General features: G+C 62.9%; 11 protein-coding genes. 3 read left to right on the forward strand and 8 right to left on the reverse strand.

Annotated elements, in window-relative coordinates:
* Nucleotide 1 precedes the first annotated feature (1 nt).
* Nucleotides 2-1,654 carry a cytochrome-c oxidase, cbb3-type subunit I gene (gene ccoN, locus EN857_RS05890; protein ID WP_187331200.1) on the reverse strand — a complete coding sequence of 551 codons (1,653 nt, stop codon included), beginning with the start codon at nucleotides 1,652-1,654 and terminating at the stop codon, nucleotides 2-4.
* Nucleotides 1,655-1,824: 170 nt separating this feature from the next.
* Between ccoN and EN857_RS05895 the strand changes: the two genes are divergently transcribed.
* On the forward strand, nucleotides 1,825-2,553 hold the full coding sequence (locus EN857_RS05895) for a Crp/Fnr family transcriptional regulator (RefSeq protein ID WP_127391553.1): 729 nt from the start codon (nucleotides 1,825-1,827) through the stop codon (nucleotides 2,551-2,553).
* A 15-nt stretch (nucleotides 2,554-2,568) separates the two neighbouring features.
* On the opposite strand, the gene cysQ is transcribed toward EN857_RS05895, so the two are convergent.
* Genes cysQ through cysD form a run of 3 tightly spaced genes read right to left on the reverse strand, consistent with a single transcriptional unit; the run spans nucleotide 2,569 to nucleotide 6,213 of the window.
* The gene (cysQ, locus tag EN857_RS05900) at nucleotides 2,569-3,357 is read right to left on the reverse strand and encodes a 3'(2'),5'-bisphosphate nucleotidase CysQ (RefSeq protein ID WP_187331254.1); all 789 of its coding nucleotides are present in this window, start codon (nucleotides 3,355-3,357) and stop codon (nucleotides 2,569-2,571) included.
* 10 nt (nucleotides 3,358-3,367) lie between these two features.
* Nucleotides 3,368-5,305, reverse strand: a complete 1,938-nt coding sequence (gene cysN / locus EN857_RS05905) for a sulfate adenylyltransferase subunit CysN (RefSeq protein WP_187331201.1) — start codon at nucleotides 5,303-5,305, stop codon at nucleotides 3,368-3,370.
* Nucleotides 5,306-5,307: 2 nt separating this feature from the next.
* Entirely contained in the window at nucleotides 5,308-6,213 is a 906-nt protein-coding gene (gene cysD, locus EN857_RS05910) for a sulfate adenylyltransferase subunit CysD (protein ID WP_127283826.1), read from the reverse strand.
* A 494-nt stretch (nucleotides 6,214-6,707) separates the two neighbouring features.
* Here cysD and EN857_RS05915 point away from each other — a divergent pair, with 494 nt between their 5' ends.
* Both EN857_RS05915 and EN857_RS05920 read left to right on the forward strand, forming a co-directional pair.
* The gene (locus EN857_RS05915; protein WP_127283825.1) at nucleotides 6,708-7,982 is read left to right on the forward strand and encodes an O-antigen ligase; all 1,275 of its coding nucleotides are present in this window, start codon (nucleotides 6,708-6,710) and stop codon (nucleotides 7,980-7,982) included.
* Nucleotides 7,983-8,013: 31 nt separating this feature from the next.
* A complete protein-coding gene (locus tag EN857_RS05920) occupies nucleotides 8,014-8,964 on the forward strand; it encodes an NAD-dependent epimerase/dehydratase family protein (protein ID WP_135858096.1) in 951 nt (316 codons plus the stop codon).
* Here EN857_RS05920 and EN857_RS05925 read toward each other — a convergent pair.
* The 4 genes from EN857_RS05925 to EN857_RS05940 form a co-directional block, all read right to left on the reverse strand.
* Complete coding sequence (locus tag EN857_RS05925; protein ID WP_127310934.1) at nucleotides 8,952-9,491, reverse strand: sugar transferase; 540 nt, start codon at nucleotides 9,489-9,491, stop codon at nucleotides 8,952-8,954. The two genes, EN857_RS05920 and EN857_RS05925, sit on opposite strands and share 13 nt — an antisense overlap.
* 101 nt (nucleotides 9,492-9,592) lie before the next feature.
* The gene (locus EN857_RS05930) at nucleotides 9,593-10,504 is read right to left on the reverse strand and encodes a glycosyltransferase family 2 protein (RefSeq protein ID WP_245478364.1); all 912 of its coding nucleotides are present in this window, start codon (nucleotides 10,502-10,504) and stop codon (nucleotides 9,593-9,595) included.
* Between the two features lie 98 nt (nucleotides 10,505-10,602).
* On the reverse strand, nucleotides 10,603-12,591 hold the full coding sequence (locus EN857_RS05935) for a nucleoside-diphosphate sugar epimerase/dehydratase (RefSeq protein ID WP_187331202.1): 1,989 nt from the start codon (nucleotides 12,589-12,591) through the stop codon (nucleotides 10,603-10,605).
* A gap of 358 nt (nucleotides 12,592-12,949) precedes the next feature.
* Nucleotides 12,950-14,284: a sulfotransferase domain-containing protein gene (locus tag EN857_RS05940; protein ID WP_127391636.1), complete on the reverse strand. Its 1,335-nt coding sequence runs from the start codon at nucleotides 14,282-14,284 to the stop codon at nucleotides 12,950-12,952.
* Nucleotides 14,285-15,097 lie beyond the last annotated feature (813 nt).

The following is a 15,097-nucleotide window of genomic DNA, read 5'->3' on the forward strand; positions in this document are numbered from 1 at the left end:
GTCATTCTCCAGGCAGTGCGGCAGGCCTGCCGAGCGGCAGGTCGACCTCGCCACCGGCCTCGACGCCACGCTCGAGGCGCGCCTGCCGGATGGTCATCAGCACATTGTAGGTTCCGACGATCGCGCCGAGCAGAAACAGCAGCCCGCCGAAGGTGCGCGCGATATAATAGGGATGCATCGCCTCGACCGTGTCGAGGAAGGAATAGGCGAGCGTTCCGTTCTCATTGTAGGTGCGCCACATCAGGCCCTGGATAATGCCCGAGTTCCACATCGAGAAGACGTAGACAATGGTGCCCGAGAGCGCGAGCCAGAAGTGCACCTCGACGAGTTTCGGCGAATAGATCGCCGGGCGCTTCCACATCCACGGGACCAAAGCGTAGATCGAGCCGAACGTGATCATCGCCACCCAACCCAGCGCGCCGCCGTGGACATGGCCGATTGTCCAGTCGGTGTAGTGGGAGAGCGAGTTGACGGCGCGAATCGCCATGAACGACCCTTCGAAGGTCGACAGGCCGTAGAAGACCGCCGCGACCATCATGAAGCGCAGCGTCGCGTCGTCGCGCACCTTGTGCCAGGCGCCGTTGAGCGTCGCCAGGGCGTTGCCGGCCGAGGCCCAGGACGGCACCAGCAAAACCAGCGAAAATGTCATGCCGAGTGTCTGCACCCATTGCGGCAGCGCCGTGTAGTGCAGGTGGTGCGACCCTGCCCACATATACATGAAGGTAATGCCCCAGAAGCTGATCAGCGAAAGCGGATAGGAGAAGATTGGCCGCCCGGCGCGCTTCGGCAGGTAGTAGTACATCATGCCGAGGAAGCCCGAGGTGAGGAAGAAGGCGACGGCGTTGTGGCCGTACCACCATTGCGTCATCGCATCCTGCACGCCGGAGAAGGCCGAGTAGCTCTTGGCGCTGCCGAAGGAGATCGGCACAGCCAGGTTGTTGACGATATGCAGGATCGCCACGACCAGGATGAAGGCCATGTAGTACCAGTTCGCCACATAGATGTGCGGTTCCTTGCGGCGGGCCAGGGTGCGGACAAAGATCAGGAAATAGACAATCCAGACAATCACCAGCCAGAGGTCGGCATACCATTCCGGTTCCGCATATTCCTTGGATTGGGTGATGCCCAGGAGATAGCCGCTGGCTGCAACGATGCAGAAGAGATTGTAGCCGATCAGCACGAACCAGGGGCTCAACTGGTCGGGCAGCCGGGCGCGCGACGTTCTCTGCAGGACGTGGAAGGAGGTGGCGATCAGGGCATTTCCACCGAAGCCGAAGATGACGCCGCTGGTGTGGACCGGCCGCAACCTGCCGAAGCTCGCCCAGGCGGCGTCGAAGGTCAGCTCCGGCCAGGCCAAAAGCGCCGCAACCCAAACGCCAACGAACATGGCGATGACAGCCCAGAACATGGTGAGGACAATGCCCACCTTGGTCGGATCGTCATAGTAGTGCTCGAGCAGGGACCGGTCCGGCGGCGGCGCATCCCATCTGGCGATGATGAAGCCGCTCAACGCCAGCGCGAGAAGGAGCACGGTGAAGCCCTGGACGCCAAAAGGCTCGCCACGACCCGCGGCGGCCATGGCAAGCCCGATCGCCGCCACGACGAGGCAGATGATAAGCCCAATCTGCCGTTCGGTGACAGTAAGCTTGGTCATGCGAGGTCTGCCTTTCGCGTGCATGAACGGCGGTGGTTGGCCCGCCTTATACGCGCTGGCAGAAGCTGTCTTTGCGCTAGCGCAAATTGGCCTGCCCTATTGCCCGGTTTGCACTTTGAAAGTCTGTGCTTTCGCGGCATTGTACAAAGTATGACCACTGCCGAAATGAGATGAGCGCCGGCCGCCAGGACGTCCACAATTCCAACGTTCCCGCACTGTGCCAAAGCTGCGAGGCGCGACACAACGGCATGTGCGGCGTGCTCAACGCGGATGAGCTGCTCGCCTTCGCCAAGCACACGAGAGTCGTCAGGCACGGCGCCGGCGAAGAACTGCTTTCCGAAGGCGCGTCGATCACGGCGTACAGCAATGTCATGCGCGGCGTGGTCAAGCTGATCAAGACGCTTGCCGATGGACGCCGGCAGATCGTCGGGTTGCAGTTCGCGCCGGACTTCGTCGGCAGGCTCTATGCCGACGAAAGCGCGGTCACCGCCGAAGCCGCCTCGGACGTCGAGCTTTGCCGCATATCGAAGCGTGCCCTGGAGCGCATGGTCGCCAGCAATCCGATGCTGGAGGGGCGGCTGCTCAAGCAAGCGCTGCGCGATGTCGACGAGGCGCGGGAATGGATGGTCGCGCTCGGCCGCAAGACTGCCTCGGAGAAGCTGGCAAGCTTCCTCGGCCAGATCGGCAGACATCTCGACCCCATGGTCGCGCAAGACGATCGGACGCTGGCCTTCGAACTGCCGCTTACACGGGCCGAGATCGCCGATTTCCTGGGATTGACCATCGGGACGGTCTCGCGCGAGCTGTCGAGGCTGAAACGCGACGGGATTATCGAGATCAGATCCCGCCGTCAGATCGAAATCATCGACAGGCAGCGCCTCCAGCAGCGGTCAGGCTGACCCGATCGCGGCCGCTCACACTGCCTTGGCTGCCTTCCCGCTCGCAATAAAGTGCGGATTCGCGAAATCGGCGTCGCTGGCCTGGTTGCGCTTGCCATAGGCGAGCGGCTGGCCGTCCAGCGTGCGCGTCATGCCGCCGGCTGCGCGCAATACCGCATCGCCCGCCGCGGTATCCCATTCCATGGTGCGGCCGAAGCGTGGATAGACGTCTGCCTCGGCGGCGGCGACGAGGCAGAATTTCAGCGACGAGCCGACCGAGACGATCTCGGCGGCACCGAGGTCGCGAATGAAGGCATCGGTTTCGGGCGTATTGTGCGAGCGGCTGGCGACGACGGCGAGCGGCGTCCCCCCTGCCCGCACGGCAATCGGCCGGCGGCCGGTGATGCGAAACTCGCCATCGACCTCGATCGCTTCCGCCCTGCCCGGTCGGCCCGAGAAGAAGCGCCCGGTGCAGGGCGCGAAGACGACACCGACTTCCGGCACGCCGTGACGAATGAGCGCGATGTTGACGGTGAAATCGGTGCGGCGGTTGACGAATTCCTTGGTGCCGTCGAGCGGATCGATGAGAAAGAAGACGCCGTCGAGATCGGGTGTCGCAATGCCGGCCGCCACCTCTTCCTCGGCCACGCAAGGGATGGCCGGATAAGCGGCGCGCAGGCCGGCGAGGATGATCTTCTCGCTCTCGCGGTCGGCTTCCGTCACCGGCGAGGAGTCGGACTTGCGGTCGACGGCGCAGCCTTCGTGAAAGACGCGCATGACCTCGCGCCCGGCTTCCAGCGCCAGGCGCTCGAACACGCCGAGTATTACCTCGTCGTCAGATGCCGCCGCCGCTGTCGTATTGGTCTTCGGCAATGTCGCGCTCGTTCAGCCAGAGTTCCAGGGCCTCTACCATCTCCTCGGCCGATCTGCCGAGCGTCTTGAGATGGATTTCGGGATTCTCCGGAGCTTCATAGGGTGAATCGACGCCGGTGAAATTCTTGATCTCGCCACTCAGCGCGCGCGCATAGAGGCCCTTCGGGTCGCGCCTGGCGCATTCCTCGAAGGGCGTGTCGACGAACACCTCGACGAACTCGCCATCGGCCATCAGTTCGCGCGCCACGCGCCGTTCGGCGGCGAAGGGCGAGATGAAGGAGACGATGACGATCAGGCCGGCATCGGCCATCAGGCGGGCGACCTCGGCGACGCGGCGGATGTTCTCGACGCGGTCGGCGTCGGTGAAGCCCAGATCGCGGTTGAGACCGTGGCGGACATTGTCGCCGTCGAGGATGTAGGTGTGGCGCCCGGAGGCGAACAGCTTCTTCTCGAACAGGTTGGCGATGGTCGACTTGCCAGAGCCGGAAAGGCCGGTGAACCAGAACACGGCCGGGCGCTGGTTCTTCAGGTCGGAACGGCCGCGCTTGCCGACATCGAGCGACTGCCAATGGATGTTTTCGGCGCGGCGCAGCGAATGCAGGATCATGCCGGCGCCGACCGTGGCATTGCTGATGCGGTCGATCAGGATGAAGGCGCCGGTGGTGCGGTTCTCGGCGAAATTGTCGAAGGCGATCGGCGAGCGCGTCGAGAGATTGCAGATGCCGACCTCGTTCATCTCCAGCGACTTCGCCGCCTCGTGGGCGAAGTCGTTGACGTTGACGCGGTACTTCAGCTCGGTGACGGTGGCGCTCACCTGGTCGGTTTCGGTGCGCAGGATGTAGGAGCGGCCGGGCAGCAGCGCATGCTCGTCGAACCAGACGATGTTGGCGGCGAACTGGTCGGCGACCTGCGGCCGCGACGCTGGCGCGACCAGAATGTTGCCGCGCGACACCTCGACCTCGTCGTCGAGGACGAGCGTGATCGCCTGGCCGGCGACCGCTTGGGCAAGGTCGCCGCCATGGGCGACGATGCGCTTGACGCGGGACGACTTGCCGGACTTGGCGACGACGACCTCGTCGCCCTGCGCAACCGAGCCGGAAGCGATGGTGCCGGCAAAACCGCGGAAATCGAGATTGGGCCGATTGACGTACTGCACCGGGAAACGGAACGGCTGCTCGACCGCGGCCTCGTCGACCGAAACGGTTTCCAAGTGCTCGATCAGTGTCGGCCCGGAATACCATTGCATGTTGGCGGAGCGGCTGGAGACATTGTCGCCATAGCGGGCCGACATCGGGATCGGCGCGATCGTCTGGAAGCCGAGATTGTGCGAGAACCGGCTGTAGTCCTCGACGATCTTGTCGAACACCGCCTGGTCGAAATCGACGAGGTCGATCTTGTTGACGGCCAGCACAATGTGGCGAATGCCGAGCAGCGAGGCGATGATCGAATGGCGCCTGGTCTGGCGCAGCACCCCCTGGCGCGCGTCGATCAGCACGATGGCGAGATCGGCGGTCGAGGCGCCGGTCGCCATGTTGCGCGTGTACTGCTCGTGGCCGGGCGTGTCGGCGACGATGAACTTGCGCTTCGGGGTGGCGAAGAAGCGGTAGGCGACGTCGATGGTGATGCCCTGCTCGCGCTCGGCTTCGAGCCCGTCGACCAGCAGCGCGAAATCAATGTCGTCGCCTGTCGTGCCGTGCTTGCGCGAATCGCGCTCCAGCGCGGCAAGCTGGTCTTCGAAGATCTGCTTGGTGTCCGACAGCAGACGCCCGATCAGCGTCGACTTGCCGTCGTCAACCGAGCCGCAAGTGAGGAAGCGAAGCAGCGACTTCTTTTCCTGCGCGGCCATGTATTCGCGGATCGAGTCGGTGGGGGCGAGGCTTTTGGCCATGATGTGGCGCATGCTCAAAAATACCCCTCGCGCTTCTTCTTTTCCATCGAGCCCGCTTCGTCGCGGTCGATGAGGCGGCCCTGGCGCTCCGAGGTGCGCGCCGTCAGCATCTCGCCGACGATGGCCTCCAGCGTGTCGGCATCGGACTCGATGGCGCCGGTTAGCGGATAGCAGCCCAGCGTGCGGAAGCGGACCAGCCGGTTTTCGACCGCCTCGCCGGGCCGCAGCTGCATGCGGTCGTCGTCCTTGAGGATCAGCATGCCGTCGCGCTCGACCACCGGCCGCTCCTTGGCGAAATACAGCGGCACGATCGGGATGTTTTCCTGCAGGATGTACTGCCAGATGTCGAGCTCGGTCCAGTTCGACAGCGGAAAGACGCGGATCGACTCGCCGGCGGCAATGCGGGTGTTGAAGATCTTCCACATTTCCGGCCGCTGGTTCTTCGGATCCCAGGAATGCTGGGCGTTGCGGAAGGAGAAGATGCGCTCCTTTGCGCGCGACTTCTCCTCGTCGCGGCGGGCGCCGCCGAAGGCGGCGTCGAAGCCGTATTTGTCGAGCGCCTGGCGCAGAGCCACCGTCTTCATCACATGGGTATGGGTGTTCGAGCCATGGTCGAACGGGTTGATGCCGTCGCGCACGCCGTCCTCGTTGACGTGCACCAGGAGGTCGAAGCCGAGTTTCTGCGCCATCTGGTCGCGAAAGGCGATCATCTCGCGGAACTTCCAGGTGGTGTCGACGTGCAGGAAGGGAAAAGGCGGCTTGGCCGGGAAGAAGGCCTTCATCGCCAGGTGCATCAGCACGGAAGAATCCTTGCCGACCGAATAGAGCATGACGGGCTTGGAGAAGGAGGCCGCCACCTCGCGGAAGATGTGGATGGATTCGGCCTCGAGCCGCTGCAGGTGCGTAAGGGCGATATTCATGGACTGTGAGCGTTCTCTCGTGCCATCCAGACCTTGCATCAACGGATCAGGCACCGTTTCGTAGAAACAGCCCGGTTCAAGCTTTGCTTCTGGACATTCGTGCCGGCGTTCTAGCAGATCGCGATTGCGGGGAACAATGCCAGACGCGCCCGCCAGACGGCCAATCCGGAATGAATTTTCCACGATCGGTGCGTATGTGGGAAAATCCTGCCCTACCGCCTGATGCATGACAAAGAACGGAGAAACTATTGCCTTTCGGGTGACCGCAGCCAGCCCGGCAGCGCGAGGTTCCCGCTCACGCGGATGCGGGCCGGGCTGCCGATTTGTGATGAGCCCTCCAGCGGCCGCACTATCGGGAATCGGACCCAGCCGCTATACCGGCCACAAATGCTACCCGCGCGCCGTGGCACCAGATAGGCTTCGAAGGTGATCGCGTCCGCCGTCGCGGACCAACACGGCGTCCCAACGACCCCCAGACATTGCGAAACAGAGCATTGAACCCGCTTTTATCCATCAGACGGCACCTCACGCCCGCGCAGATCAACGTCTACTTCTCGATCCTTTGCTTCTTTTGTCCGCCGGTGCTGGGTTCGGCCGTGAGTTTCGTGTTCAACGGCGGCGGCCTTTGGTCGGTGCTTCTGCTCGCCCTGAGGCGGCGGCGCTTCAATTTCGACCCGCCGATGCTCGCCATGACGGTCGCGATCTATGCCTATTGCGCGGCATATCTGCTGGCGTCGGTCGTCAACAACGCGCTCCGGGCCGATGCGCCGCATCTCCTGGCGCTGGTCACCTTCCTGCTCTTCCCGATCTCCTACTCGACCTGGAGCATCACCGCCAAGGCGACGCTTGCCCGCATCGTCGTGGTGGCCAGCATGGCGGCATGTTTCGGCGCCCTCGTGCTGGCCGTGGCGCAGTATTACTGGCTAGGCATGCGGGCCGAGGGCGGAGCCGGAAACGCCATCCCATTCGCCACGGTCACCTGCCTCGGCGTCATGATGTGTCTGGCCGGCGCGCTTTCAGGCATTGAGCGACCCAAGGGCCTGCTGCTCCTGGCGGCCGTGACCGGCATCATCGCGATCCTCTATTCGGGCACACGCATCATCTGGGTGGCCGTGCCGGTATCGGTCCTCGCCGTGCTTCTGATCAACCGGCGCAAGCTGGAGGAGGCAAGTCTCGTGCGTCTCTTGCTGATCGCCGCCGCGATGTCGCTGGTGATCGGCATTCTCGGTTTCCACATCGTGTCGGAACGTGCGGATTTCCTATTCAGCGACTGGGACGCGCTTGCCAAGGGCGACCATTCGACGGCGACGGGACTGCGCGTGGCCCTGTGGCAAATCGGGCTCGATGCGTTCCGGGACGCTCCGATTTTCGGCCATGGCATCGCCGCCAGCCAGGCGCTGATGAAACAAGGTTTTCACGACCAGTTCGGCATGGCCGCGGGCTTCAGCCATTTCCACAACGGTTTCCTGACCGCGCTGGTGCAGGCCGGCTTGGCCGGGGCCATCACGCTGGCGGCGATCTTCGTGGTCGCGGCGTGGAACGCGGCAAGGGTCCTGCGCGCCAGCGCCGATCCGCTGGAGCGCTTCGGCGCAACGATGGTCGCCGTCACGGTGATCGTCTACCTGATCGGCGGAATGACCGGCATCCTGCTCGGCCACGATATCCTTGATTCGACATTCATGGTCTTCGTGGTCGCCGGGACCTACCTCGCATCGGGACGCCAGCAGGAGCTGCCGCGGGAGCTGGCGGCGGCGGCTCCGGCCGCCTGACCACGGGGATGCGCAAACCCGGGGTAACGCCATGAAAGTGCTGGTCACAGGCGCGACGGGACTCGTCGGACGCCAGGTCGTGAATCGACTGCGCGATGCTGGGCTCGAGGTGCGGATCGCCTCGCGTCACCCGGAACGGCTGGGGCGGACAAGCGACGCGGTTCTGCTGCCCGGCTTCGATGCCCCGGCCGATGCGTTCCTGGCGGTGATGCAGGATGTGACGCATGTCGTTCACTGCGCGGCGCTGAACAATGACCGCGACGCCAGCGAGCACGACTATCTGGCGGTGAACGGAGCGCTGACTGGGCAGCTTGCGGGTGCCGCGGCGACGCTGGCAAGCGGACGCTTCCTCTACCTGTCGTCGATCCGGGCGGTGGTCGGTCCCGGCTTCAGCGGCACCATCGATGAGGAGACGCCCCCTGCCCCGCAAGACGCCTATGGCAGCTCGAAGCGCGAAGGCGAGATCAGGACGCTCGATGCCTATCGATCGGCCGGCCGTTCCGACGCCGCGGTGCTGCGCCTGCCGCCGGTTCATGGCGAGGGCATGAAGGGGAACCTGGCAACGCTGATGCGGCTCGCCGATACCGCCCTGCCGCTGCCGACAGGAGCCCTGACCGGGATCCGCTCGCTGATTTCGTCCGACGCGGTGGCCGGCGCGGTGCTGCAGCTTTTGACCAAGCCGGCGGCGCTTCAGCCCATTTATGTCGCCGGCGACCGCCCGCCCGCCACTATTTCCGAGATCGTCGCCGCCTTTCGGCGCGGCTTCGGCAGGCCGCCGCGCCTGCTTGCCGTGCCGGGAGCCCCCCTGCGCGCGGCGGCGAAGGTGCTTGGCAAAGGCAAGGCGTGGGACGCCCTGACGGCAAGTCAGATCTGCGATCCGTCGCTGCTTGTCTCGGAGGGATGGATTCCGCAAGCCGACACGCTGGACCAACTCACCGAACTGGCGCGGCGGCGCAAATCGGCCGCCGCTCACGCGCGATAGATCGTCCCTAGCAGTATTTTGAGATCGAGGCCGATCGAGGCCGTCCTGAGATATTCGGCATCGGTTTCCGCGCAGAGCCTCGGGTCCGACATGTCGATGCCGCGGATCTGGGCGAGGCCGGTGATGCCGGGAAGCGCCGACAGCACGCCGAGCGCCCGGCGACGCTCCACAAGTTCGGTCTGCGTGGGCAGGCACGGCCGCGGCCCGACCAGGCTCATTTCGCCCCTGAGCACGTTCCAGAGTTGCGGCAGCTCGTCGATCTTGGCCCGGCGCAATGCCTTGCCAACGGCGGTAATGGCCTGTGACGGCGCCTCATGCGTGGGCAAGGACGGCGTTCCCCGGTACATGGTCCGCAGCTTGTGGCAGCGAAAAAGCACGCCCCCTTGCCCGACCCTGATCTGCGAAAACAGAGCCGGGCCGGGTGACGACGCCTTGACCGCCAGCAAAGCGACAAGCAGCACGGGCGACGTCGCCACCAACATCGAGGCTGCGATCACCAGATCGAACGCTCGCTTGTGCCCTTTCATGGGTTAGAGCCTGTTTCATCTCGGTAGAATCGGGATGGGGCTCTATCTTTTTGTTTGAGCATAGCCCTTTCCAAAAACCGGAATCCGCTTGGGGCCATGCTCTAGATCCGGCGCCAGACAAATGCCAGATAGAGGCCAAGCGTCCCCGGTAGTGTCTGTCGGTAAACGCCGCTTCTGCGCAGAAGCCGCAAGCGGCGGGAGATACCGCCGTTCCGAGCCCTTATGAACAGGCCGAGGCAGGCCGCAGCGTCCTTGGTCAGTATGTCGCGGTTGACTGCGAGACCACCGAGATTGCTGTCGGTCCAGCTGGCGAATTCACCTCTGAACAGGCGCCCGAGCCTGGAGAGCCTTGCTTTCCAGGAAACATTGGCGCCGACCAGGTTTGCCGCGTGCTGGCGGTAGCGCACCAAGGGCCGCGGGTCGTAGCGGACCATGCCCCCGGCGGCGGTGACGATCAAGTAGGCCCACCAGTCGTGACTGACGAACTCCGTCTTTGCCGATGCCTTGGCCAACAGGTGACGGGCGGCGCGGTTGATCAGCATCGTGTTGCCGCCGGCAATGCTCTGCACCAGGGCGTTGCGAAATGATGGCGGGCGCCGGAACAGCGGCGAATAGCCTGCAGCACTCCCGGTTTCTGAGATCGTCGCGGTTCTCGAGCAGAACAGAAGAGGGGTTTCCGCGTCGAGCGATCGCATCCAGCGCAGCGCGCTCTCCAGCCGGTCAGGCTCCCAGATGTCATCCTGATCGCAAAAGGCGTAGTAGTCGGCGTCGATGCGTGGATCGACGATCATTGAGCGGAAATTGGCGGCGAAGCCCTTTTGGGGCCCCTTCACCAGGGTCAGGGAGCCCTTAGTCCAGCGAGGCCGCCAAGCCTCGACGAGGGCTTGCGTGCCATCGGTGGATCCATCGTCGGAAACCCACAGGTCGACGAGCGGATGCGACTGGGCGAGCAGGGACTGCAACTGCTCCTCAATGAAGGCCGCACCGTCCTTCGCGCCCAGCAGCACGGCCACACGCTGATCTTGTCTGGTCACGGGTCTAGAATCACCTAGGCTGCACAAATGGCTATCGGATCGGTTTCAATAGCCAATCATTGCCGCGCAGGACAGGTCTAACGAGTTTGTCCAACTATTTTCGGCAGTGCTTCCAGTCGCGCGCCAGCAACGGGCTTTTCCGCCTGATACAGTTCCGCCAGCACGGCAAGGGCGGCCGCCTTGTCCTGGTCCCGAATCGCCGCCTGCAGCGACGTCAACGCGGCCTGGATTCTCGGCCATTCCACGACGTCGGTCCTCAGGCCGAAAATCTTGGCGATGTCGAGCGTGACGATCTCTTCGTTCTCGCCCTGAAGGGTCTCGTGCAGCTTCTCGCCGGGCCTGATTCCGGTAAAGCGGATCGGAATGTCAGTGTAGGGGCTCTTGCCGGCCATACGGATCATGGTTTCGGCCACCTCGAGTATCGGCACCGGCTTGCCCATGTCCAGCATATAGATGGCATAGTCGTCCTTGCCCGGACGCTGTTCGGCATCGGCGGCAGACATGATGACGAGGTCGACGGCCTCGGCAACCGTCATGAAATAGCGGGTCATGCGCCGATCCGTGATGGTGACCGGGCCGCCTGCCTCGATCTGCGCCTGGAAGATGGTGGCGACCGAGCCAGTGGAGCCAAACACATTGCCGAAGCGCACGGCAATGAACTTGGTGCCGGGCCGGCGCCCGCCCTGCCCGGCCGCCTGCATTTCGTGGAGCGAGCTGACGATCTGCTCGGCCGCCCTTTTGGTGATGCCGAGCACCGAGCTCGGATCGACCGCCTTGTCGCTCGAGATCAGCAGGAACTGCGGAACCCCGCATTTGGCCGCGACTTCGGCGCAGGCAAGCGTGCCGAAAATATTGGTCTGAATCGCCGCTTCCCAGTTCTCCTCGAGCAGCGGCACATGCTTGAGCGCCGCCGCGTGGAAGATGATGGAAGGCTTGAACTCGCTGACGACGCGGGTCATCTGCCGCCGGTCGGTGACGTCGATGATGCGGCTCGTCAGCCGGGCATGGTCCTCTTCGTCGATCAGCTGATCGAGCTGGAAGATGCCGAACTCGGAAATATCGGCGACCAGCACGGCCTCGGCGCCGAGTTCCAGCGAACGCTTGACGAGGATGCGGCCGATGGAGCCGGCGCCGCCCGTCACCAGCACCCGCTTGCCGCTGACGAAGCTGCTGATGCGTCCGACGTCGGTGGCAACCGCCGAACGACGCATGATCGTTTCCATCTCGACGGCGTCGAGCACCAGCTTGCCGCCCTGCCCGAGCTCGGAGACGCCCGAGAACCGCACGACGGATATGCCGCTGTGGCGGGCGACGCGAACCAGTTCGGCGTATTCCTCGATCTCGCTTTCGGCGCCGTTGCCGAAAATCAGCATGTCGAGATTCTGCGTGCCTTTGGCGTATTCCTCCAGGACCTCGACCAGACTGGGGCGCACGGCCACCACGGGAACACCCTGGATGCGCGTGCCCAAAGGCGCTTCGGTGCCGATCGCCATGATGCCGGCGATGGAATATTCCGCCGGGTTCGCGGTGCGCGTGAACCTGATGAGGACGTCAGCCTCGCCCAGCCTGCCGACGAACAGCGCCTGCTTGACCAGCGGATTGTTCGAGCCGCGGCTCAATATCGCCCAGCTCGCTCCGTCACGGAGGAACCGGTAGTAGAGCCGGGGAGCAGAGATGATGGTGAAGGAGACGAGGAAAAAGACAATGAACTGGCGCTCGTTGAGGCCGATCACCGGCTGGAAGGTACGAAACGTCAGCGAGGCGAGATAGAGCAGGACAGTCAAAGTCGCGCAGCTCTTCAGGATGTTGAAGAAATCGGGCGTCGAGGCAAACCGCCACACTGTGTTGTAGAGCCCGCAATACCTGAACAGGAGATGGCTTAGAACGACGATGCTTGCCCAGCACGCCAGGCCCGTGGGCGACAGCGCCCCGAACGACAGACCAGACCGCGACAAAACCAGGCTGAGCGCCACCGCGATCAGGACCATGACGATGTCCTGAAGCATGATGATAGCGCGCCGTATCTTCGGCCGAAGTCCGGACACGGCTTCTACGTATGAGGTCATTGGGTAGTACTGAACTCCAGGCGCGAAGATAGTAACGCTAAAGTGGCGCCAGATCGATTGTCATCCGACACCGGCCACCTATCAAAGTGCCAAATCTTCAACCCGCCGCCTTCTATCGCATAGCGCGGAGTTGGGGGCTTCGCCAGATTTTTTTGGAAATGCACGTGGTTACCTGTCAATCTAGGCGATCCGGCGGGAGGCGCGCGCCGAGGCCGAGGCGCTTTAGATTGGAGTTGGATCGAATCCTATGCGCGACCCAACATTGCCGGAGAGATAGCTCGTCAATCTCAGATCCGCACCTGTTTACATGCCAAGGATGTTTCTTTGTCACGACCGGCTCTTACGCACTGTCGCCCGTCTATCCGGCGTCAGATCTTAGTAGCGACTTTAGATACCTGACCGGGTACATCACCCTCCACGAATGGCTGTTTTTTATCTGGATCGTTTCTTTTTGAGCCGCCTTCAACTGTTCGGCCACACTTTCAAGCTGGCTTTCCGCATCGTTGGCCCGAAGCGCTTCACTGTCGGCCTTTGCCATCAAATCAGCCTCGCGGGCTTTGGCGTTTGCCCTCAGATCAGCTTCACGGGCCGCGGCATCCGCCTTCTGCTCTTCGGCCAGACGCTGGAGGTCATTCAATTGCTCCGTCAGTTGCGCCCCTCTTGCAGCCGCTTCGGCGCGGTTCCTCTCCAACTCAGCCACCTGTTCGTCGGCAGCGCATCGCTGCTGCGCCAGCCGTTCGGCGGCCGCCTTTTCGCGAGCGGATATCTCGGCAAAGAACGCTGCTCCGAAAACCGGATTGAGGCTGTCGAAGGCGCCACGCACCGCATCAAGTCGCGACATCGCCGCGGCATCGGCCTGGTCTTCCTCAAGTACCTTCACTGCGCCGTAAACTTGCTTGATCCAATCATCGATCCTCGGGTCAGCTTCTAACTGACCTCGGCTCGCAGCATGGTGCTGATGCTTATCCGCAAAATGATTGGAAAGGGCTGCCGACCACTCCGCCTTGGGCAGAGGCCAGTCGATCTTCAGGGTGCTTGTGATCCCGTCGATCCCCTCGCGCCACTGATCAAACATGCCTTCATAGGATAGGAAAATCCGCGGCTGGCCCCGCGTCGCGTGCTCGGCCTCCAACGCATGGCGCAGCCAAAGAAGGGAACTGAAACCGACCGTGAATTCGTCACGCTTGGCCAGAGACGCGATCACCGCCAAGGGGTTGCGCCCGATCAGCACATAGCGAACGTCGATACGCATTTGCTTCATGACACCCATGTACAGCGGCACGAAACGAGATATTCGCGGCTCCTTGAGTACGAAGAGCGAGGCACTGCCATACTCTTCGTCAATCAGCCGAGCGATCTCGGCCTGGTAGAATTGCAGGCGCCCCGGAATAAGAACGTTGGGATCAAGGGATCTCCAATCATCCCACCGGCTGCCGAGCTCGGCCAGCATCCGATCATTAAGCTCCATCAGCCGTTGCGGCTCCCAGTGGCCTTCTTCGTTGGTTGGATTGGCGCCAAGCATGGTCTTCGGCAGCTCAGCACCAAGCAGGCTAATCGCCCTAGTCAGGGCGCTGGTGCCCGATCGATGCATGCCGATCACCATGATGCAGGTACGCTTCGCTGCTTTCGGCGCCGCTTCGGCGGCCTGCGGCGTCGCATCGTGCAAATTTCCGGATGATGGGTAGTTGCTCAAGTCGTCAATGCTCGCCCACGCCAAGCGTCAGGGTGGCCATCACGATGACAATTAGGAGCCGCATATTCGGCCGAAGTCCAGACACGACTTCTACGTATGAGGTCATGGATAGTACTGAACTCCAGGCGCGAAGTACGCTAGTGGCGCCAGATCGACTTCATCCGTCACCGGCCACCTGTTAGAGTGCCAAATCTTCAATCCCGCCGCCCCCTATCGCATAGCGCGGAGTCGGGGGCATCGCCAGAGGTTTTTTAGATGTGCGTGTGGTTAAGGCGCCACTTCCGGCTTGATCGTCCCGCGCGCAAGACGCGAGTACCTTCCAACTTCAGGCGCCTGGCAATGGGCTGTGCATTGTCCAATCAGTTCCCATTCTGGTCCCCATAAGCCCTCCCAATCAAAATGCTGGCAATGAGGCGTTCTCTGTCGAGACATTGCGGGTCCCGATCGAGTGTCCGATGGGCCTCATCGGCGAGCGGGGAATAGCTTTCGACGGCGGCCATTTTTCTCGCTCGGGCGGCGTGGTCGAGTTGAATTTCCAGTTCAATAGGTCCCGCCACGTTTGGAACCGCTGCGGAGCAAAGGTACTTTAGGCGAAGCGTGTAGGCTTAAGTGCCTTCGAGGGGGATACCGGAAGATCAACTAAGCCTCATCTACAACGCGGTTGATCTCATTCGCTTCAAACAACGCCCGCAACTGCCCGCACGGCCCGCGAGCGCCTCCTAGAGATTGGTCTCTCGCATTCGCGCCGGAGATGGTTTCACATCGTAAAGGAGCTGCATGGACGGCAGATTCGCCAGAACCAACGGCGCTTCT

Source organism: Mesorhizobium sp. M4B.F.Ca.ET.214.01.1.1 (assembly GCF_004791545.1).
GTDB lineage: Bacteria > Pseudomonadota > Alphaproteobacteria > Rhizobiales > Rhizobiaceae > Mesorhizobium > Mesorhizobium abyssinicae.